The following is a 19,036-nucleotide window of genomic DNA, read 5'->3' on the forward strand; positions in this document are numbered from 1 at the left end:
CACCATCCTATGAACGTGCGAGCCCCGAAAGCGTAGGCTGGCACGGTTGCCGTCGGCGCCAGCAGCGCGCGGCCCCGAATCCTCACCCCGACCCTGGGAGCAGAACGCACGTGCCTGGAGAGAACCTCACCCGCATCGAGGCGCAGGAGCGCCGCGCGATCGTCGACACGCAGAGCTACGACATCGCCCTCGATCTGACCGTCGGCGCGGAGATCTTCCGCTCGCGCACGGTCATCCGTTTCGCCGCCGCCGAGGGCGCCTCGACCTTCGTCGATCTGATCGCCCGCGATGTCCGGGAGATCACCCTCAACGGCCGGGCGATCGACCCCTCGGCATTCAGCGATTCCCGCATCGCACTCGACGGTCTCGCGGCGCAGAACGAGCTCATCGTCGATGCGGACTGCCTCTACACGAACACCGGCGAAGGCCTGCACCGCTTCGTCGACCCCGTCGACGGCGAGGTCTACCTGTACTCGCAGTTCGAGGTTCCCGATTCGCGTCGTGTCTTCGCGGTGTTCGAGCAGCCCGACCTCAAGGCAGAGTTCCGCTTCACGATCACGGCCCCCGTCGAGTGGAAGGTCGTCTCCAACTCCCCCACACCCGAGCCCGTGCCCGGCGACGGCGGGACGGCCACGTGGGCCTTCGAGCCGACTCCCCGGATCTCCTCGTACATCACCGCTCTCGTCGCGGGCCCGTATGAGCAGGTCTTCTCCGAGCTCACGAGCGCCGACGGGCGCGTGATCCCCCTCGGCGTCTACGCGCGCAAGAGCCTGTGGCAGTACCTCGACGCCGACTACGTCTTCGAGAAGACACGTCAGGGCTTCGCCTACTTCGAGGAGAAGTTCGGCGTCCCCTACCCCTTCGCGAAGTACGACCAGCTCTTCGTGCCGGAGTTCAACGCCGGCGCCATGGAGAACGCGGGCGCCGTGACCTTCACCGAGACCTACGTCTTCCGTTCCAAGGTCACCGATGCGGTGAAGGAACGCCGTGTCGTGACCATTCTTCACGAGCTCGCCCACATGTGGTTCGGCGACCTCGTCACGATGAAGTGGTGGAACGACCTCTGGCTCAACGAGTCGTTCGCCGAATGGGCGTCGACGATCGCGACGGCCGAGGCGACCGAGTGGACCGAGGCCTGGACGACCTTCAACGCAATGGAGAAGACCTGGGCCTACCGCCAGGATCAGCTTCCGTCGACGCACCCGGTCGTCGCCCGCATCAACGACCTCGAGGATGTCCAGGTCAACTTCGACGGCATCACGTACGCCAAGGGCGGCTCGGTTCTCAAGCAGCTCGCCGCGTGGGTCGGCGTCGAAGCCTTCTTCGCCGGTGTCTCGGCGTACTTCCAGAAGCACGCGTGGGGCAACACGGAGCTCTCCGATCTTCTCGTCGAACTCGAGGCCACGAGCGGTCGCGAGCTCGAGACCTGGTCGAAGAAGTGGCTCGAGACGGCCGGCGTGAACACGCTCGAACCGGAGATCGTCACGGATGCCGACGGGATCATCACCCGTTTCGCCATCGTGCAGACGGCACCCGCCGACTACCCGACGATCCGTCCGCACCGCCTCGGCGTCGGCTTCTACTCCCTCCAGGGCGGCACGCTCGTGCGCACGCACCACGTCGAGCTCGACGTGGACGGCGATCTGACCGAGGTGCCGGAGCTGAAGGGTCGCGCGCAGCCCGACCTGGTCCTCCTGAACGACGAGGACCTCGCGTACGCCAAGATTCGCCTCGACGAGCGCTCGCTCCGTACGGCGGTCGAGCACCTCGCGAAGATCAGCGACCCGCTCGCGCGCTCCCTCGTCTGGGGCGCTGCGTGGGACCAGACCCGAGACGCGGAGGCATCCGCGACCGAGTACATCGACCTGGTTCTCCGCAACATCGGCACCGAGACGGAGTCGACCACGGTCCGTACCACGCTCGGTCAGCTGCAGCTCGCCGCGAACTCCTACGTCGATCCCCAGAGCCGGGATGCCGCGCGCGCCCGCGTCGCCGATGGACTGTGGGCGCTCGCGCAGCAGGCCGAGGCCGGGAGCGACAGCCAGCTTCAATTCGTGACCGCGTTCGCGTCTGCGGCGTCGACGGCTGCGCACGCGGACGTCGTCCGTGCGCTGCGCTCGGGTGAGACGGTGCTGCCGGGGCTGGAGATCGACGCCGACCTCTCGTGGGCGCTCCTGGTATCGCTCGCCGCGTCCGGTGCCGTCGCGGCGTCCGACATCGACGCTGCACTCGCAGCCGACAACACCGCGAAGGGCGGGGAGTTCGCGGCGCAGGCGCGGGCGGCACTGCCGACGGCCGAGGCGAAGCGCGCCGCATGGGCGTCCCTCATCGAGAGCGACGACCTGCCTAACACCGTCGTGCGATCGGCGGCCGCCGGCTTCACCCACCCGGCGGGCGTGACGCACCTCACGCCGTACGTGGCGGAGTACTTCCGGATGCTGCTGCCCATTTGGGAATCCCGCAGCTACCAGATCGCGCAGTACCTCATCGTCGGCCTGTACCCGGCGGCCCTCGCCAACGCCGAGCTGCGCGATGCGACCCGCGCGTGGCTCTCGGAGAACACAGAGGCTCCGGCTGCGCTCCGCCGACTTGTCGCCGAGAACCTCGCGGGCGTCGAGCGGGCGCTCGCTGTGCAGGAGCGCGACGCGCAGGACTGACGTCATCCGCAATGCTGATGGGCGTCGTACTCCGGTACGACGCCCATCAGCATTCTCGGCACTCCCGGCGGACGACAGCGGGATGCGCCCGTCGATAGCGTGGGGCGCATGATCGTTGCAGAAGGCCTCACGAAGAGGTACGGAGACAAGACGGCCGTCGACGGGGTGAGCTTCACCGTGCAGTCGGGCAAGGTGACCGGCTTCCTGGGGCCCAACGGCGCCGGCAAATCCACCACGATGCGGATGATCGTCGGCCTCGACCGGCCGTCGTCCGGGCGCGTCACCATCGACGGCCGCGACTACCGCTCGCTGCGGTCACCGCTCACCGAGGTCGGCATCCTCCTCGACGCGAAGGCCGTCCACACCGGCCGCAGCGCGCGCAACCACCTGCGCGCGATGGCGGCGACCCACGGCATCCCCCGCTCCCGCGTCGATGAGGTGATCGAGATCACCGGCCTCGGCTCGGTAGCGGGCAAGCGCGCCGGCAAGTTCTCGCTCGGCATGGGGCAGCGCCTGGGCATCGCAGCCGCGCTCCTCGGCGATCCGCAGACCCTGATCCTCGATGAGCCGGTGAACGGTCTCGACCCCGAGGGCGTTCGCTGGGTCCGGCAGTTCGTCCGCGGTCAGGCGGCGCAAGGGCGGACGGTACTGCTCTCGAGCCACCTCATGAGCGAGATGGCCCTCACCGCCGACCACGTGATCGTGCTCGGCCGAGGCCGCGTGCTGGCTGATGCCGGCATCGACGATCTGGTTCGCTCGTGGACGAGCAACACTGTCGTCGTCCGCACCCCGCGGGCCGACGAACTCACCCGCCTCATCGCCGGCCCCGACGTCGCGGTGACCACGGGCGAGCCGGGACTCCTGCAGGTCGCCGGCCTGAGCGCGGCCGCGATCGGCGACACCGCAGCCGCGCACGGCATCCCGCTTCACGAGCTCACACCGCGCGTGGGATCGCTCGAAGACGCCTACCTCGCCCTCACCGAGGGGTCGGTCGAATACCAGACGAAGGGAGCGGCGCGATGACCGCCACCACCACCGTGCAGACCCCCGCGCCGGCGCGCGCCACGCCGCCGAACGCGCGACTGTCGTTCGGTCGCCTTGTCCGCAGCGAGACCATCAAGCTGCTCTCGTTGCGCTCCACCTGGTGGTCGCTGGGAGTCACGGCCGTCCTCGCGATCGGCATCTCGCTGCTCATGGCGTGGGCTTCGCAGGATTTCGGTGGCGACTTCAACCCGGTCAGCGCGATCGTCGCTCCGATGCAGTTCACGATGCTGGTGGCGGGCATCCTCGGTGCCATGGCGATCACCGGCGAATACTCGACCGGCATGATCCGATCGACCCTGACCGCCGAGCCACGACGCGGTGCCGTGCTCGTCGCGAAGGCGGTCGTGGTCGCACTGCTGCTCGCCGCCACGACGGTCGTCACCACGATCGTGTCGGTCGTCGCCTCCGCGCCGATCTTCGGCGACCGTGCCATCGACTGGGCGGACGCGGAATCGTCGGTGCTCCCCCTCGTACTCGGTGTTCTGGCGATGGCCACGTTCGCCCTGCTCGGACTCGGATGGGGCTTCATCATTCGCAACGGCGCCGGCGCGATCGCCGCCACGGTCGGCATCCTGTTCGTCATGCCGATCGTCCTGAGCCTGTTCGCCTTCGGCGGGGAATCGTGGGCGTGGATCGTCGACCTGGGCAAGTACCTGCCCGCGAGCGCAGCGCAGACGGTGACCTCGCCCGGTTCCGACGACTTCGTCACGGGCCTCATCACACTGCTCGCGTGGCCGACCGCGACGCTGCTCGGCGGCTGGGCTATCCTCCGCTCGACCGACGCGTAGGGTACGAGGAGTGTCTCCCGGAAGCCGTGGCTCATCGTCGCCCGACGATGAGCTGCGGCTTCCGCGTCCGCCCGGATTACTCCGGCGGTTCTGGGGGCGGCACCCGGTCTTCGCCGACATCCTCACCGCGCTCATCTGCCTGGCCTTCTCGCTCGTCCCGGCGACGAGCTTCACGGATCGCATCGACGACGCGATCGGTGTCGGCCGGCTCTGGGCCACCACGGCTCCTATCGTCATGGTCGTGGTCGTGCTCGGGTGCGCCTCGCTCCTCGTGCGCAGGCGCTACCCGACGCTCGTGTTCGTCGGAGCCGTGGCGGTCGCGCTGGCTTACCTTCTTGCCCCTGCGCCGACCGGTGGGCCGATGCTCGGCATCGCGGCGTACACCCTCGCCGTCCATCGGAGTGCTCGGGCCTGCCTGATCGGTGTGGCCGTCGCGTTCGGCACCATCGCCGCGTTGGTGGCCGGCCTCGCGTTCACGGGAATGATCGGCCCGATGATCGCCTGGAACGCGCTGGTCGGCGAGGGCCTGAGCGCGCTCATCGGGGCCCTCATCGGCACGAATGTCGGCAACCGGCACCGTTACGTCGCCGCTCTCATCGACCGGTCGCGCCAGCTCGTCGTCGAACGCGATCAGCAGGCGCGCCTCGCCGCGGCATCGGAACGCGACCGGATCGCCCGGGAGCTGCACGACATCGTCGCTCACTCGCTGACGGTGATGGTGGCCCTGGCCGAGGGCGTCGCCGCATCGAGCGACATCGACCGCGCCCGTCCCGGCGCCACCGCCATCGCATCGACGGGGCGCGAAGCCCTCAGCGACATGCGCGCGACCCTCGGCATCCTCCGCGAGGACGACGCCGCTCCGCTCGCCCCGCTGGCACGCGACACGACCGCGGACACGGTCGATTCCGCGCGCGCCGCCGGGTTCGACGCGACTCTGACCATCTCGGGCGACAGACCGGACCTCAGCAGCGCGGTGCAACTCGCGATCTCGCGCATCGTGCAGGAAGGCGTCACGAACGCGATGCGCCACGCACGCGGTGCCGAACGGATCGACGTGCGGGTGGGTTACCGTCCTCACGCAGTCCAGGTCGATATCGTCGACGACGGCGAGCCGGTCGCTTCCTCGACGACGTCGTCATCGGGGTACGGCCTGCGTGGCCTCCGAGAGCGCGTGGTCCTGGCGGGCGGAGCGGTGACCGCGGGACCGGGATCGGGCCGTGGGTGGCGCGTGCACGCCGTCATCCCCCTCGAACAGGAGAATAATGACCGCTGATCCAGCTTCGCCGATCCGCGTGCTGATCGTCGACGACCAGCAGCTCATCCGCCTCGGCTTCCGGATGGTGCTCGACGCCGCTGACGGCATCGAAGTCGTCGGCGAGGCAGCCGATGGCGCGGCCGCCCTCCGCGCCGTCTCCGAGTCGTCGCCCGACGTCGTATTGATGGATGTGCGCATGCCGGTGGTCGACGGCATCGAAGCCACCGCTCGCATTCGGGGCGAGCATCCGACCGTCGCCGTGCTGGTGCTCACGACGTTCGACCTCGACGAGTATGCGTTCGGGGCGCTCCGCGCCGGCGCCGGCGGCTTTCTCCTGAAGGATGCGCGACGCGATGAGCTCGTCGCTGCCGTCCGCGCTGTCGCCGCAGGCGAGGCGACGCTCGCTCCGCGGATCACCCGTCGCATGATCGAGCTCGTGACCGCGACCGGGCTGCCCGCTCCGCAGCCCGTCACCCCGGCCGTTCTGACGGCGCGGGAGGCGGATGTGCTGGCTGCCATGGCGCGAGGACTGACGAATCTGGAGATCGCCGGTGAGCTCTTCCTCAGCGAGTCCACGGTCAAGACGCACGTCGGCCGCATCCTGACGAAGCTGCCCGCGCGAGATCGCGTGCACGCCGTGCTGATCGCGCACGGGCTCGCCGAGCCCGGCCTCGATGCCTGATGGCTCTCTCGGAAATGTCGTGGTGCCGCTCGGTAAAATCGGATCGATGACCACCGTGACCACTGCCGTCCCGCTCGCCTGGGAGTTCCCCGCCGAGGAGTTCTGGAAGTTCCTCACCGACGCGGGATGGAACATCGTCGCGGTCGCGGGCATCATCCTCGGCGCCTTCGCGCTCTCCTGGTTGATGCGCCGCCTGATCGCCCGCATCGTCGACCGCATCGTGCGCGGTGCGAAGACGCGGGCCGAGGCCGAGGACACGCGAGCGATCGACATGTCGCCGCTCGCACAGGTGCGTATCGTCCAGCGGACCCGCACACTCGGGTCGATCCTGACCAACATCGTCAACGTGACGATCGTCATCGTTGCCCTGCTGATGATCGTGGGCGTTCTCAGCCCCGACATCCTCGGGTCGTTCACCCTGCTGTCGGCCGCGATCGGCGCCGGTCTCGGTTTCGGTGCTCAGAACATCGTCAAAGACGTCCTGAACGGGATGTTCATCGTGGCCGAGGACCAGATCGGCATCGGCGACGTCGTCGACCTCGGACTCGCCACGGGCATCGTCGAGTACGTCAGCGTCCGTGTCACGCATGTCCGAGACGTCAACGGGACGCTGTGGTTCGTTCGCAACGGTGAGATCACTCGCATCGGGAACATGTCGCAGGGCTGGTCGCGCGTGATCATCGATCTCGGCGTGCCGACCGACGCCGACGTCGATGTCGTCGAGAAGACCGTGATCGACGCCGCGAAGGATCTCGCGCGCGAACCGAAGTGGCGCAGCCGCATCATCGAGAAGCCCGAACTGTGGGGGCTCGAATCGATCAGCGGCGACGCGTTGGTGATCCGTCTCGTCGTCAAGACGCGGCCCAACGCCAAGGACGATGTCGCGCGAGCCCTCCGCGCGCGACTCAAGGATGCCGTGGACGAGCTCGGCGTCGCGCTCCCCCAGCTCAACTCCACCGTCCTCACCGGTTTCGAGGGTGCCCAGAGCATCCGAGGCGCGAACCCGCCGCGGACCAAGCCCCAGCCGGTGGCACCGCCGCAGGTGAAGGCGCGCCCCCAGTGGCGGCCGAAGCGCAGCAAGGGGGCCTCGGCGTCGACGCAATCGCCCGACGCCCAGGAGGCGCCCGCCGGTGACGGCGACGCAACGGATCAGCAGAAAGACACCCCGTGAGCGACCAGGTCAGCTTCTACGACGAGGTCGGCGGTCACGAGACCTTCGTCCGCCTCGTCGATGTCTTCTACCGAGAGGTCGCCGCCGACGAGGTGCTGCGGCCGATGTATCCCGAGGCCGACCTGGGGCCGGCGGCGCACCGGCTCACGATGTTCCTCGAGCAGTACTGGGGTGGCCCGACCACCTACGGTGAGGAGCGCGGTCATCCTCGGCTGCGAATGCGCCACCGCCCGTTCCACGTGGATCCCGACGCTCGCGACCGGTGGCTGCGCCACATGCGCACGGCACTCGACGAGCTCGCGCTGCCCCCGCTCCATGACGCGACCTTGTGGGACTACCTCGAGCGCGCTGCGTACGCCATGGTCAACACGTTCGAGCCGGCCGGCATCGGTCCACAGGGCTCGGCACGGCGGCCGATGCTGGGCGTGCACCCCGCATCCGCCGCCGACGCCCCGGCGTCGGACTGAATCAGCGCGGCGTTCCCGTGGCGCGAACGGGAGTGAGACCCATCGCGACCGGCCCCCGTGTCAGGACGTGGCCCCGTGCGAACGACACCCGCGTCCAGACGTCGGTACGGCGGATGGTCGGGTGCTCGGCGCCCGCGATGAACCCCAGGCCGACCGCGGCGAACGCGACTCCCAGAGGAAGGCCGCCCAGATCCTCGTCGGGTGCTCCCCAGATCGACGAGCGGACGAGATGGACGACGTCATCGCCGGCGCCGGCGGGGAGTTGACGAGCGACCGCCGCGATCCCCCACTGCGCCCGGAGCGACACCTGAGCGGAGTCGAGGCTGCCGGCCTCGCGCCATCCCGAGCGCGGAGGCGACACGCCGGCCCAGGAAGCAGCGACCCCGCTGTCGGGAAGTCGCACGGCACGGTCGTCATCGCCATCGGGTGCGAGCGCAGCCGCGTCGATCGTCAGGTCGCATTCGAGCTCGGGATCGACGCGAGCCGTCCGGAGCGCAAGCACGAACGGAGTCGCGTCGGTCAGTGAACGCGGTGCCAGGGGCGCGCACGAGAGCGCTAGGACGCCGGCACGAGCGCGGAGCCGAAGGATGCCGTCGCCGTGGCGGGCTGTACGGCCCGCGAATGTCAGGACGTCACGGGCCACCTCGGGCTGCGGGAACAGGAGGCGCTCGGACATCCGTCCTAGACTACCGACCGATGCCCGCACACAGCTCAGAGCCCATGCCCGACAGCCTCACGGAAGAGACGGATCCCGTCGCCGCGATGCTCAGCGTGCTCGATCTCTCCTCCAGCGAGGCGCGGACCACGGAGGACATCTTCACCGGCAGGTCGCAGGTGATGCCCCAGGGTCGGGTCTTCGGCGGCCAGGTGCTCGCACAGGCGACGATGGCGGCGATGCGGACGGTGCCGCGCGAACGCGTGCCGCACTCGATGCACGGCTACTTCCTGCGCCCCGGCGACTCGTCGAGGAACATCACGTTCTCCGTCGATCGCATCCACGATGGTCGGTCGTTCTCGACACGGCGAACCCAGGCTTTCCAGAACGGGATGCCGATCTTCTCGATGATCGCTTCGTTCGAGGATGAGGATCCCGGCGTCGAGCACGCGGAGCCCATGCCCGACGGTCTGCCGCAGCCCGAAGACCTCCCCGCTCTGGAGGAACAGCTGAGCGGTATGCACCCGCTCAGCCGGCGGATCTTCTCCGCCAGCCCCATCGAGCTGCGCCACGTCACGGCGCCGATCTACCTGCAGCCCGACGACGACGCGACGCCTCGGCAGGCGGTGTGGGCTCGCACCCGCTCAGCCCTGCCCGACGACCCCGCGGTGCACCGGGCAGCCCTCGCGTTCCTCAGCGACCTCACGATCCAGGAGCCTGTGCTGCGAGCGCATGGGCTGGCGTGGGCGACGCCCGGCCTCAAGGTGGCGAGCCTCGACCACGCCATGTGGTGGCACCGCTTCGCGCGGGTCGATGACTGGCTGCTTTACGTGCAGGAATCACCCAGCGCACGCGGCGGGCGCGGGCTGTCGACCGGGCGGATCTACGATCGGGCGGGCACACTCGTCGCCAGCGTCGCCCAGGAGATCATGGTCCGCGTTCCCGCGACCACGGATGCTGGTGACCCTAACGCCGATGAGCGTAGGTGATCGGCTCCCCGAGGATGGGCGCCCATGCGCGGCGCATCTCATCCGTCAGGCGGACGGGCCGGCCGGTCTCGGTCGAGACCATCACCACGACGGCAGTCGAGCGGGCGTAACAGGTCTGCGGGTCGTCCTCATGGGGGCTGTAGACCTCGTAGCAGACGTCGATGCTCGAACCGCCGATACGGCCGATCCAGAGCTGGACGTCGAGCGGGCGCTGGCCGTACGGCACCGGAGCGAGGTACTCGATCTCCTGCCGCGCGATCAGCGTCATCGTCTCCGCCGACAGGCTCAGCGCGTCGAGGATGGCCGTGGTCGGGCCCGACATCCCTGCCTCGGGCTTCCAGAAGGCGCGCAGGCGCGCTTCTTCCAGCAGCTTGAGCATCGAGGTGTTGTTGACGTGCCCCAGAGCGTCGAGGTCGCCCCAGCGGAGATGGATGGGGATACGGACACGGGTGGCCCCGGCAGTTGTCACCACCGAGGCCACCGTGTGCGGCGTGTGCTCAGTCACGCGTGAGCTTGCGGTAGGTCGACTTGGCGGGGTTCGCGGCGTCCGCGCCCAACCGCTCGATCTTGTTCGCCTCGTACGCCTCGAAGTTGCCCTCGAACCAGTACCACTGCGCCGGGTTCTCCTCGGTGCCCTCGTACGCGAGGATGTGCGTCGCGATGCGGTCGAGGAACCACCGGTCGTGGGTGATGACGACCGCGCAGCCGGGGAACTCCAGCAGCGCGTTCTCGAGCGAACTGAGGGTCTCGACGTCGAGGTCGTTGGTCGGCTCGTCGAGGAGGAGGAGGTTGCCGCCTTCCTTCAGGGTGAGGGCGAGGTTCAGACGGTTCCGCTCACCACCGGAGAGCACTCCCGCCTTCTTCTGCTGGTCGGGTCCCTTGAATCCGAACTTCGACACGTAGGCCCGCGAGGGGATCTCGGTCTTGCCCACCGTGATGATGTCCAGTCCATCGGAGACGACCTCCCAGAGGGTCTTCTCCGGATCGATGTTGCCGCGTGACTGGTCGACGTAGCTGATCTTGACGGTCTCGCCGATCTTCAGCTCTCCGCCGTCGAGCGGCTCGAGACCCACGATGGTCTTGAACAGCGTGGTCTTTCCGACGCCGTTGGGGCCGATGACACCGACGATGCCGTTGGGCGGGAGGTTGAAGCTCAGGCCGTCGATCAGCACGCGATCGCCGAACGCCTTGTGAAGCTTCTTCGCGTCGATGACGACGCTGCCCAGACGCGGGCCAGCGGGGATCTGGATCTCTTCGAAGTCGAGCTTGCGCGTGCGCTCGGCCTCTGCCGCCATCTCCTCGTAGCGGGCCAGACGGGCCTTCGACTTGGTCTGACGCCCCTTGGCAGAGCTCCGCACCCACTCGAGCTCGTCCTTCAGACGCTTCGCGAGCTTCGCGTCCTTCTTGCCCTGGATGTCGAGGCGCTCGGCCTTCTTCTGGAGGTACGTCGAATAGTTGCCCTCATAGCCGATGAGGCGACCGCGGTCGACCTCAGCGATCCACTCGGCGACGTTGTCGAGGAAGTATCGATCGTGGGTGATGGCGATGACAGCACCCTTGTAAGCCTGAAGGTGCTGCTCGAGCCAGAGTACGCTCTCGGCGTCGAGGTGGTTCGTGGGCTCGTCGAGGAGGAGCAGGTCGGGCTTCTGCAGGAGCAGACGCGCGAGGGCCACGCGGCGGCGCTCCCCACCCGACAGCGGCGCCACCGAGGCGTCGGCCGGCGGCGTGCGAAGTGCTTCCATCGCCTGGTGCAGCTGAGAGTCGAGGTCCCACCCGTCGGCCGCGTCGATCTCTTCCTGCAGCGTGCCCATCTCGGCCAGGAGCGAGTCGAAGTCGGCGTCGGGGTCGGCCATGAGCGCGGAGATCTCATTGAAGCGGTCGAGCTTCGGCTTGATCGCGACCCCGGCCTCGATGTTCTCGAGCACGGTCTTCGTGTCGTCGAGCTCCGGCTCCTGCATCAGGATGCCCACCGAGAAGCCCGGCGCGAGCCTCGCCTCACCGTTGGACGGCTGATCGAGCCCCGCCATGATCTTCAGGATCGTCGACTTACCGGCACCGTTGGGGCCGACCATTCCGATCTTGGCACCGGGAAGGAATGCCATCGTGACGTCGTCGAGGATGAGCTTCTCGCCGACGGCCTTGCGGGCGCGGACCATGGAGTAGATGTATTCGGCCATAACGTCTCGAGTCTAGTCCGGGAGGGCGCCGCGTTCGCCCGCCCGGACCCCGCGATTCACCAGTCGATGGGGCGCGTCTGGCCGATCAGGCAGCCACCGCTCGGCAGTTCGGGCAACACCGTCGCCGTGGGGGCGGGAGTCGATGGACCCACCTGTCCGACCAGGCACTCCCCCGCCCACAGGACCGAGAACTGCAAGCTGTCGACCGGGTCGTCGACGGAGGTGCGGTCGGCCGTCACCTGCATCGTCGACTTGTCGAAACCGGCTGCCACGAGCGCATCGATGTACGCCCGCCCCGCGACGCTGTCGGGCGACGCCGCCACCTGGTTCATCACCTCGGAGAACAGCGGCAGGTTGTCAGCCGCGGTGCTCTCAGGCGACAGGGGCGCCGGACCTTCCGTGGTGGTCGGTGCCGGCGTGGGCGCTGTGGATGTCGCCGGGGGCTCCTCGGGGAAGAGCATCGAGCACCCGGCGAGGGATGCGGCGAGGACGAGAGCGCCGGCCGTTCCCACGAGCGAGCGAGTGAACCGGGGACGAGGCGAGCGCATGTCTGAATCCTAGGCGGCCCCGGTCTCCGACTCGCGGCGTCAGAACGGCGTCGGCTCGACGGGGTCCCTCTCGGGCACCGCAGCGACGGCCCACTCGCCGTCGGTGGTCACGGGGTGGGCCGCGTTCTCGCCGGCGGCCTCGGTGCCATCGGCCGCCCCGCCGGGACGTGCGGGACCGGCCGCATCCGTGCGGGGGTTCCGTTGGAACGACGCGGTCCCCCACTTGAGGTCGGGACCGATCGCGTCGGCGTCGATCTCGATCTCGATGCCGCGCTTCTCGCCGGCTTCCCACTCCTTCAGCCGCAGCCGCCCGTCGACGATGACCCGCTGCCCCTTCCGCAGGGACGCGAACGCATTCTCTCCGAGCCCACGGAACACGCTGATCCGGTACCAGTTGGTGGTGCCGTCGATCCACTCGCCGGACTGGGCGTCCCGGTAGCGCTGGCTGCTCGCGAGACGGAAGCTCGTGACCGGGATGCCGGTACCCGTCCGGCGCTGCTCGGGCTCGGTGGCGATGTTGCCGATGACGGTGATGCGATCTGACATGTCTGCTCCTCAGCAGGGCACGGAAGGTGGGACGCTCCGACACCCGAGTGCCCGTCGGGTGCCGGAGCGCTTCCAGCCTCGGCCCCGGCGCCGGAACACCGAGGGCGGTTCCGCACATCGGTGCAGAACCGCCCTCGAATCGCGCTGGGGAGGAGTCAGCTGCGGGCGTACTCCGCGAAGCGCGCGCGCACCTTGTTCACCTTGGGAACGGCCACCGCGAGGCAGTATCCCTGCCCCGGGTTCTTCGCGAAGAAGTCCTGGTGGTAGTCCTCGGCCGGGTAGAACGTGTCGGCGGGTTCCATCGTCGTCACGACCCCGCCACCCCACATCTCGTCGGCGCGGTCGCGGGCCGCCGCGAAGAGCTCGCGCTGGTCTTCGTCGAGCGGGAACATGGCCGAGCGGTACTGAGTGCCGACATCGGCACCCTGGCGATTGAGCTGACGCGGGTCGTGCATCGTGAAGAACGCATCGAGGATGACGTCGGCCGGGATGACATCGGGGTCGAACGTCACCGACACCGCCTCGGCATGACCGGTCGTGCCGGTGCACACCGCCTCGTAGCTCGGGTGGGGAACGTGCCCGCCGATGTAGCCCGACACGACCTCGGACACACCGTCGAGCGCACGATAAGCGGCATCGAGGCACCAGAAGCAGCCGCCGGCGAGGATGAAGGTGGTGGTCATGGAAAGCTCCGTTCTCCCGCTTGCGCGAGGTCTCACCCTAGCCAACCACGGGCGCCGTCCGCGTGTTCCCGCGGATGTCCGAGGCCCGTTCTAGCCTCGTTCGCGAGGAGGAGATCATGACGTTGGTGCAGGCCCACACCCCACAGGCCCGGGAACAGCGGCCGGGCGGCGAGCTCATCGCTATCGGGACCGACCGCTGGCGAGTCGTCGAGGGTGATGGACACGTCAGGGGCCTCGTCGAGCGCGTCCAGACGCCCACCGGAGACCGCTTCCGCGCGCTCCGGTTCCACCCGCCGTCACGTTCCTTCCGGGCGATCGGCGAATTCTGGCGCATCAATGAGGCGTCCGACACCCTCCGGCTCTCTCGCTGACCTTCGCCCGCTCTGCCCGGCTCGCACAGCTCAGACCAGGGCGTCGAGAGGCGTGGGGCCGGCCGTCCGAGCTCCGCTCGCCACGCGCGGCCACACCGAGGCCAGCACTTCGACGGCGCGCTCCAGTTCTGCAGGCGACGCGGTGAACGGAATCCGCAGACGGTTCTCGTGCCCGCCGTCGACCGCGAAGCGCTGTCCGCCGCTGAGATACACGTGCTCGGCACGGGCACCCAGGACGAGCGGCCCGCTGAGCGGCGCCGGAAGACCGACCCAGAGCGCCACGCCACCGCAGACCTCGGGGACGTCCCAGTCCGGCAGCCTGTCGCGCAGCGCGTCTCGGACCGCGCGGTATCCCGTGGCGAGCAACTCGGCGCGTTGCGGCAGGATCTCCGGCATCCGCGGAATCACCCTCGCCGCCACCTCCTGCTCGAACTCGGGCGTGCCGAGGTCGCGCGCCGGCCGCGCCGCATGCAGCCGCCGGATGACCTCCGGCTGGGCGCGAACCCATCCGACGCGCAGGCCGCCCCACACCGTCTTGCCGAGCGAACCGATCCGCACGACGTCGTCGTCCGGAAGGGCTGCGGGTGCCGGTGCGCCGAACGACAGTTCGGCCGTCGTCTCGTCGACGACGAGGGTGCACCCCCGCTGAGCCACCTCGCGCAGTGCATTCTGCTCCGTCGCCGTCATGGAGCGGCCGGTCGGGTTCTGCAGCGTGGGCATCAGGTAGGCGAGCGTCGGTCGCGTCCGTCGCGCGGCTTCGTCCAGGCGGTCGAGGTCCCAGCCGTGCGCGGTCGTCACGGGTACGGCTACGAGCCGCGCTCCCGCGGCCCTGAGCGCCTCCGCCGCATGCGGATAGGTCGGCGTCTCGACGAGCACGCGATCGCCCCGCGCCACGAGCACCTCGGCGATGAGGTGGATGGCGCTCTGCGCGCCCGCGGTCACGAGAATCTGATCGCGCGCCGTGGGAATGCCACGCGCGGTGTAGCGTTCGGCGATGGCGTCGCGCAGGCCGGTCGACCCGAGGGTGTCGTATCCGGTCCGCGAGACGAGTCGGGCCGCATCCGACGCCATCTCCGCCATCACGCCGGCCAAGCCCGGCCAGGCGCTCGGGCTCGCCTGCTGCAGGTCGATCGACCCCGGTTCGGCGAACACCGTCCCACCCCCGCGCAACGGCTGAGCAGTGGTGACGCTGCCCGAGCCCCGCACGCTCTCGATGTGCCCGCTCGCGCGCAGGCTCGCATAGGCGCTCGCCACCGTCGTGCGGCTCAGCCCCAGCGTCTGCGCCAGGGCGCGCTCGGCGGGGAGCAGGGTGCGCGCCGCGATGCGGTTGTCCAGACACAGCAGTCGGACGCCGTCCGCGAGCGCTTCATAGGCCGGCTCGCGGGTACGCCATCCTCCGAGCGACGCTTCGAGCGACCTGGCGGAGATCCGGGAGTGCATACGGCCACGATACGGGAATTGGCATCTTTCGCTACGGCCAATCCTGCAGTGCAATAGACGAGTGATACTCCGCTTCTCGCAGCTCATCGTCGGCCTCATCCTGTTCGGAGCGGGGTGCGCGGTGATGGTCGACGCGGGAATCGGTCTCGACCCCTGGACCGTCCTGGCCGAAGGAATCAGCAAGAACACCGGCATCGGGATCGGCTGGGTCGTCAGCATCACCGGGTTCCTGGTCCTGCTCCTGTGGATCCCACTCCGTCAGAAGCCCGGTGTCGGCACCGTCGCGAACATCCTCGTGGTCGGCGCCGCGATGCAGTTCACCCTCCCGCTCGTGAGCACGCCCGATCACTGGATCGCGCGGGTGGCGATGTTCATCGCGGGCACGGCGCTCGTCGGTGTCGCCTCGGGCATCTACATCGGGGCGCGATTGGGTCCCGGCCCCCGCGACGGCTTGATGACCGGAATCCATCAGCGGTGGGGCTGGCCCATCTGGGCGGGGCGGCTCGGGGTCGAGGCGACCGTGCTCGTCACGGGCTGGCTCCTGGGCGGCACGGTTGGCCTGGGCACAGTGCTCTTCGCCGTGCTCATCGGGCCCATGGTGCACGTGAGCCTGCCGGTCTTCGACGGCCGGGCACGCCGCCGACGTCACACAACACCAGCCGCGGCGGTGGGCGGCCTCAGTGCTCCCGGAACCTAGGCCAGTCCGCTCCCGGCGCCATGTGCGCATGCAGCGCGTTCTTGGCGATCTCCATCGTGGGGTACGCGCCGAGTTCGGCGTCCGCACCCGCCATCGTCACGATGTACTCGTCGCCGCGGTGGCGGATCATTCCCGCGACTCCCCCGGCGCCGTACGCCACCCACAGTGCGGTCGATCGTGTCTGCGCGTTCATCATCGAACCCCTTCCGACACCCGCAGGGTACGCCCCCGACCGCCCCGGAACCAGTGTTCCGCGGCATCCGGCCCGAAACCGGCGTCTCCGCGCGATAGCGTAGAAGCATCCGCCTCCGTAGCTCAGTGGATAGAGCAGCGGCCTTCTAATCCGTTGGTCACAGGTTCGAATCCTGTCGGGGGCACTCCAGGCGCCGCTCAGGCCTGCGGCGTGAATCTCCGCGCGGTGTCCGCCAGCAGCGGTCGAGCCATGAGCGCGAGCAGACCCGCGAACGCCCACAGGAGGAGCAGCACGACGGTCCCGCTCACCACGATCACGATAAACACCGTCACGATCAGCAGGGACAGCACCCCCAGCGAGAACCGCCACTGGGAAGCGAGCTGCGCCGCCGCGACACGCGCTGCATCGCGCGCGCGACAGTGGAACCCGGCCGTCAGGACGACCATGTGCCCGGCCCAGACGAGGATCAGCAGCCCGAGGACGCTGTAGAGCGGGCGCAGCGTCGCCCCGCCGTCGACGCCGTCCAGGTGGATGAGGTTGAAGGCGAGCAGAGCGAGAGCCACCGCCGCCGGGGCCGCCCAGCGGAGGGTCGGCGCGAGCTCGCGGCGATACGCACGGAAGAAGTGCCGCCCCGGCGACAGGTCGGTGCGCGGAACCATCGCTGCGGCCACCCCCGCCACGAGGGCGGGGGCGACCGGCAGCAGCGCGAGGACGAAGAGGGGGACGTTCGACGGGTCGCGGTCCAGCAGCAGCACCGCCACGACGGAGGGCAGCGACGCGAGCAGCAGCTGCGCCTCCAGGACCATCTGCCGGTAGATGAACGCAGCACCGCGTGAGAGGGGGCCGCGGCCGACCTCATCTGCCGGGTCGCCGCGACGAATCGTGGTGGTTTCCGCATCCATTTCCTCGGCCCCTTCGCTCGACGAGACGCGGCGGCCGGCCCGGTCGAGGACCGGCCGCCCTCGGTCATTCCTGATTCTGCGTGCGCTCGAGCGCCGTGTTGAACGTGTCGATGAGCTGGCGTGACCCCAGACCCTCGAGTTCGGCCACGTAAGCGTCCCAGTCGTCTTCGATGGAGCGCTGGCCCGTGATGAACGACGCGGTCGCCGCATGGACGGCATCCGTCAGCTGCGTCTGCAGCAGAGAGGTCTGCTCGAGCTCGATCTCGTTGAGCAACGGGGCCGGGGCGGTGGGCAGCTGTTCCTTCTTGTCGAGCTGCTCAGCGGTCCACTCGGCGATCTCGTCGGTCATCATCGAGAGCACCAGCTCCTGGGACGAGCCGTTCGCGAGAAGGAAGACCCCGTTGCTGTAGCCGTAGTCGGCGTTGAGAAGCTGTGGAGCGCCGGCGTTGATCGAACTCCACGCGATATCGTCCATCAGCTTGCGAGTACCGTCGGCCTCGCGGGTGAACGTCTCGCCCTCGACACCCCACTGAGCGAACTCGAGGCCCTCGTCTGAGTAGTACAGCCAGTCGACGAATTGCAGCAGTGCCTTGAAGTACGGCTTCTCGGCCGCATCGCTCGAGATGAGGATGCCCGAGGTGAAGCGGCCACTCGGAAGCTTGTCGCCCGCCGGCCCGCCCGGGAGCGAGATCAGGCGGATCGGGACGTCGCCCTGCCCCGAGTCGGCGAACTTCTGCCGGTATTCCGCGATCGTCTGGGTGTTCCCGGAGATCGCGGCCGACTTGCCCGAGATGAACTTCTGCACAGCCTGGTCATCGCTCTGGGTGATCTCCGGGTCCAGGACGCCCGCCTCGACGAGAGCAGCAGCATCGGACACGACCTGCTTGTATCCGTCCGATGCTCCCGTGAACACGTACTCGCCGGCATCCTGGTCGTACCACGTGTTCGCGTAGCCCCAGCCCGCGGCCGTGGGGTAGTTCGGCGCCATGATGCTGAGCAGGGAGCCGAGCGGTGTCGCATCCGTCCAGCGATCCGACATCGCGTAGTCCAGCTCGGGATTTGCCTGCTTCACCCTCTCGAGCTGCTCGAGGTACTCGTCCCAGGTCGCCGGATCCTCGGTGATGCCGGCCTTCTTCCACAGATCCTCGCGGATGGCCACCGAGTACTGGACATCGGGCACCTCGCGCAAGCCGGGAAGGTGGTAGATCTTCCCGTCCTCCTGGCGACGATTCCGGAGATCGTCCTCGAGGTCCCAATCAGCGATCTTCTGCTGGAAGTTCGGCATGTAGTCGAAGTAGTCCGAGACCGGCAGAATCGCACCGCCCGAGACGAACTGCGTCTCGGATCCCGCGTACGTCGACGAGATGATGTCGGTGGCCTCGCCGCTGCCGATGAGAAGAGACTTCTTCTGATCGAAATCGGCCATCGGGATGTCCGTACGGGAGAACGTGACGTTGTGGTCCTTCTCGAGATGCTCGAAGAACGACCAGTCGTCCTTCACCGGATAGTTGGGGTGGTCCCGATACATGATCGAGAACTGGACCGGCTCGGTCGCGGCGAAGGAGACCCCGGCCTCGAAGTCCTCCATTGCGCCGACGGACTGGGCCTCTCCGATCGTGGCACCGCCGTCGCGGGCGGCATCCTCGGTCGCGGGCCCGGAGCAGGCGGACAGCGCGACCGCGACCGCAGCCAGGCCCGCGGCACCGGCGAGGGTGTGGCGAGTGATTCTCATGGTGTTTCTCCTCTGTGTGAACGTCGTCGTTCGACGTAG

At 68.8% G+C, this 19,036-nt stretch carries 20 protein-coding genes and 1 tRNA gene; 11 read left to right on the top strand and 10 right to left on the bottom strand.

Annotated elements, in window-relative coordinates:
• The first annotated feature begins 110 nt into the window (after positions 1 to 110).
• The 7 genes from pepN (at position 111) to ACLBWJ_RS01760 (ending at position 8,064) form a co-directional block, all read left to right on the top strand.
• Positions 111 to 2,657 carry an aminopeptidase N gene (pepN, locus tag ACLBWJ_RS01730; protein ID WP_447659629.1) on the top strand — a complete coding sequence of 849 codons (2,547 nt, stop codon included), beginning with the start codon at positions 111 to 113 and terminating at the stop codon, positions 2,655 to 2,657.
• Between the two features lie 108 nt (positions 2,658 to 2,765).
• Positions 2,766 to 3,680, top strand: coding sequence for an ABC transporter ATP-binding protein (locus ACLBWJ_RS01735; protein ID WP_274177847.1), 915 nt, complete (start codon positions 2,766 to 2,768; stop codon positions 3,678 to 3,680).
• Positions 3,677 to 4,489, top strand: coding sequence for an ABC transporter permease (locus ACLBWJ_RS01740; RefSeq protein ID WP_274177846.1), 813 nt, complete (start codon positions 3,677 to 3,679; stop codon positions 4,487 to 4,489). The genes ACLBWJ_RS01735 and ACLBWJ_RS01740 overlap by 4 nt, the downstream gene beginning before the upstream one ends.
• Before the next feature lie 10 nt (positions 4,490 to 4,499).
• Positions 4,500 to 5,762: a sensor histidine kinase gene (locus tag ACLBWJ_RS01745; RefSeq protein ID WP_354450663.1), complete on the top strand. Its 1,263-nt coding sequence runs from the start codon at positions 4,500 to 4,502 to the stop codon at positions 5,760 to 5,762.
• Complete coding sequence (locus ACLBWJ_RS01750; RefSeq protein ID WP_205289308.1) at positions 5,752 to 6,426, top strand: response regulator transcription factor; 675 nt, start codon at positions 5,752 to 5,754, stop codon at positions 6,424 to 6,426. Before ACLBWJ_RS01745 ends, ACLBWJ_RS01750 begins: the two co-directional genes overlap by 11 nt.
• A 46-nt stretch (positions 6,427 to 6,472) precedes the next feature.
• On the top strand, positions 6,473 to 7,597 hold the full coding sequence (locus ACLBWJ_RS01755; RefSeq protein WP_269266261.1) for a mechanosensitive ion channel family protein: 1,125 nt from the start codon (positions 6,473 to 6,475) through the stop codon (positions 7,595 to 7,597).
• Positions 7,594 to 8,064, top strand: a complete 471-nt coding sequence (locus ACLBWJ_RS01760) for a globin (protein ID WP_114589451.1) — start codon at positions 7,594 to 7,596, stop codon at positions 8,062 to 8,064. Before ACLBWJ_RS01755 ends, ACLBWJ_RS01760 begins: the two co-directional genes overlap by 4 nt.
• A gap of 1 nt (position 8,065) precedes the next feature.
• On the opposite strand, the gene ACLBWJ_RS01765 is transcribed toward ACLBWJ_RS01760, so the two are convergent.
• Positions 8,066 to 8,740, bottom strand: coding sequence for a hypothetical protein (locus tag ACLBWJ_RS01765; RefSeq protein ID WP_447659631.1), 675 nt, complete (start codon positions 8,738 to 8,740; stop codon positions 8,066 to 8,068).
• Positions 8,741 to 8,784: 44 nt separating this feature from the next.
• On the opposite strand from ACLBWJ_RS01765, the gene ACLBWJ_RS01770 reads away from it, so the two are divergent.
• Positions 8,785 to 9,708 (top strand): acyl-CoA thioesterase, encoded by a 924-nt coding sequence (locus ACLBWJ_RS01770; RefSeq protein WP_447660080.1) that lies wholly within the window; start codon positions 8,785 to 8,787, stop codon positions 9,706 to 9,708.
• Here the strand turns inward: ACLBWJ_RS01770 and ACLBWJ_RS01775 are convergent.
• The 5 genes from ACLBWJ_RS01775 to msrA all read right to left on the bottom strand — a co-directional run bounded on the left by ACLBWJ_RS01775 (position 9,686) and on the right by msrA (position 13,662).
• Positions 9,686 to 10,213: an acyl-CoA thioesterase gene (locus ACLBWJ_RS01775; RefSeq protein WP_274177843.1), complete on the bottom strand. Its 528-nt coding sequence runs from the start codon at positions 10,211 to 10,213 to the stop codon at positions 9,686 to 9,688. The genes ACLBWJ_RS01770 and ACLBWJ_RS01775 overlap by 23 nt on opposite strands.
• On the bottom strand, positions 10,206 to 11,885 hold the full coding sequence (gene ettA / locus ACLBWJ_RS01780; protein WP_269266265.1) for an energy-dependent translational throttle protein EttA: 1,680 nt from the start codon (positions 11,883 to 11,885) through the stop codon (positions 10,206 to 10,208). Before ettA ends, ACLBWJ_RS01775 begins: the two co-directional genes overlap by 8 nt.
• Positions 11,886 to 11,941: 56 nt before the next feature.
• A complete protein-coding gene (locus ACLBWJ_RS01785; protein WP_378718550.1) occupies positions 11,942 to 12,433 on the bottom strand; it encodes a DUF6993 domain-containing protein in 492 nt (163 codons plus the stop codon).
• Between the two features lie 39 nt (positions 12,434 to 12,472).
• A complete protein-coding gene (gene ssb / locus ACLBWJ_RS01790) occupies positions 12,473 to 12,979 on the bottom strand; it encodes a single-stranded DNA-binding protein (RefSeq protein WP_114589448.1) in 507 nt (168 codons plus the stop codon).
• Between the two features lie 155 nt (positions 12,980 to 13,134).
• Positions 13,135 to 13,662 carry a peptide-methionine (S)-S-oxide reductase MsrA gene (gene msrA / locus ACLBWJ_RS01795; RefSeq protein WP_112614640.1) on the bottom strand — a complete coding sequence of 176 codons (528 nt, stop codon included), beginning with the start codon at positions 13,660 to 13,662 and terminating at the stop codon, positions 13,135 to 13,137.
• A 116-nt stretch (positions 13,663 to 13,778) separates the two neighbouring features.
• Between msrA and ACLBWJ_RS01800 the strand changes: the two genes are divergently transcribed.
• Complete coding sequence (locus ACLBWJ_RS01800) at positions 13,779 to 14,033, top strand: hypothetical protein (protein WP_274177841.1); 255 nt, start codon at positions 13,779 to 13,781, stop codon at positions 14,031 to 14,033.
• Positions 14,034 to 14,063: 30 nt separating this feature from the next.
• Here the strand turns inward: ACLBWJ_RS01800 and yczR are convergent, their stop codons facing one another.
• Positions 14,064 to 15,473, bottom strand: coding sequence for a MocR-like transcription factor YczR (gene yczR / locus ACLBWJ_RS01805; RefSeq protein ID WP_274177840.1), 1,410 nt, complete (start codon positions 15,471 to 15,473; stop codon positions 14,064 to 14,066).
• 61 nt (positions 15,474 to 15,534) lie between these two features.
• Between yczR and yczE the strand changes: the two genes are divergently transcribed.
• On the top strand, positions 15,535 to 16,170 hold the full coding sequence (yczE, locus tag ACLBWJ_RS01810; protein WP_112614634.1) for a membrane protein YczE: 636 nt from the start codon (positions 15,535 to 15,537) through the stop codon (positions 16,168 to 16,170).
• Here the strand turns inward: yczE and ACLBWJ_RS01815 are convergent.
• Complete coding sequence (locus ACLBWJ_RS01815) at positions 16,151 to 16,363, bottom strand: methyltransferase (protein ID WP_274177839.1); 213 nt, start codon at positions 16,361 to 16,363, stop codon at positions 16,151 to 16,153. The genes yczE and ACLBWJ_RS01815 overlap by 20 nt on opposite strands.
• A 111-nt stretch (positions 16,364 to 16,474) precedes the next feature.
• On the opposite strand from ACLBWJ_RS01815, the gene ACLBWJ_RS01820 reads away from it, so the two are divergent.
• Positions 16,475 to 16,547: transfer RNA gene (locus tag ACLBWJ_RS01820), tRNA-Arg, on the top strand.
• Between the two features lie 13 nt (positions 16,548 to 16,560).
• Here ACLBWJ_RS01820 and ACLBWJ_RS01825 read toward each other — a convergent pair.
• Both ACLBWJ_RS01825 and ACLBWJ_RS01830 read right to left on the bottom strand, forming a co-directional pair.
• Positions 16,561 to 17,265 carry a hypothetical protein gene (locus tag ACLBWJ_RS01825; protein WP_447659635.1) on the bottom strand — a complete coding sequence of 235 codons (705 nt, stop codon included), beginning with the start codon at positions 17,263 to 17,265 and terminating at the stop codon, positions 16,561 to 16,563.
• 64 nt (positions 17,266 to 17,329) lie between these two features.
• Positions 17,330 to 18,997 (bottom strand): ABC transporter substrate-binding protein, encoded by a 1,668-nt coding sequence (locus ACLBWJ_RS01830; RefSeq protein WP_274177837.1) that lies wholly within the window; start codon positions 18,995 to 18,997, stop codon positions 17,330 to 17,332.
• Positions 18,998 to 19,036: the final 39 nt, after the last annotated feature.

This window comes from Microbacterium sp. M4A5_1d (assembly GCF_053345465.1).

Bases quoted from the DNA above. Each gene is read 5' to 3' on its own strand.
- yczR (WP_274177840.1), bottom strand. From the start codon at position 15,473: ATGCACTCCCGGATCTCCGCCAGGTCGCTCGAAGCGTCGCTCGGAGGA.
- msrA (WP_112614640.1), bottom strand. From the start codon at position 13,662: ATGACCACCACCTTCATCCTCGCCGGCGGCTGCTTCTGGTGCCTCGAT.
- ACLBWJ_RS01770 (WP_447660080.1), top strand. From the start codon at position 8,785: ATGCCCGACAGCCTCACGGAAGAGACGGATCCCGTCGCCGCGATGCTC.
- ettA (WP_269266265.1), bottom strand. From the start codon at position 11,885: ATGGCCGAATACATCTACTCCATGGTCCGCGCCCGCAAGGCCGTCGGC.
- ACLBWJ_RS01740 (WP_274177846.1), top strand. From the start codon at position 3,677: ATGACCGCCACCACCACCGTGCAGACCCCCGCGCCGGCGCGCGCCACG.
- ACLBWJ_RS01815 (WP_274177839.1), bottom strand. From the start codon at position 16,363: ATGAACGCGCAGACACGATCGACCGCACTGTGGGTGGCGTACGGCGCC.
- ACLBWJ_RS01800 (WP_274177841.1), top strand. From the start codon at position 13,779: ATGACGTTGGTGCAGGCCCACACCCCACAGGCCCGGGAACAGCGGCCG.
- ACLBWJ_RS01735 (WP_274177847.1), top strand. From the start codon at position 2,766: ATGATCGTTGCAGAAGGCCTCACGAAGAGGTACGGAGACAAGACGGCC.
- ACLBWJ_RS01785 (WP_378718550.1), bottom strand. From the start codon at position 12,433: ATGCGCTCGCCTCGTCCCCGGTTCACTCGCTCGCTCGTGGGAACGGCC.
- ACLBWJ_RS01765 (WP_447659631.1), bottom strand. From the start codon at position 8,740: ATGTCCGAGCGCCTCCTGTTCCCGCAGCCCGAGGTGGCCCGTGACGTC.
- ACLBWJ_RS01825 (WP_447659635.1), bottom strand. From the start codon at position 17,265: ATGGATGCGGAAACCACCACGATTCGTCGCGGCGACCCGGCAGATGAG.
- ACLBWJ_RS01750 (WP_205289308.1), top strand. From the start codon at position 5,752: ATGACCGCTGATCCAGCTTCGCCGATCCGCGTGCTGATCGTCGACGAC.
- ssb (WP_114589448.1), bottom strand. From the start codon at position 12,979: ATGTCAGATCGCATCACCGTCATCGGCAACATCGCCACCGAGCCCGAG.
- ACLBWJ_RS01830 (WP_274177837.1), bottom strand. From the start codon at position 18,997: ATGAGAATCACTCGCCACACCCTCGCCGGTGCCGCGGGCCTGGCTGCG.
- ACLBWJ_RS01755 (WP_269266261.1), top strand. From the start codon at position 6,473: ATGACCACCGTGACCACTGCCGTCCCGCTCGCCTGGGAGTTCCCCGCC.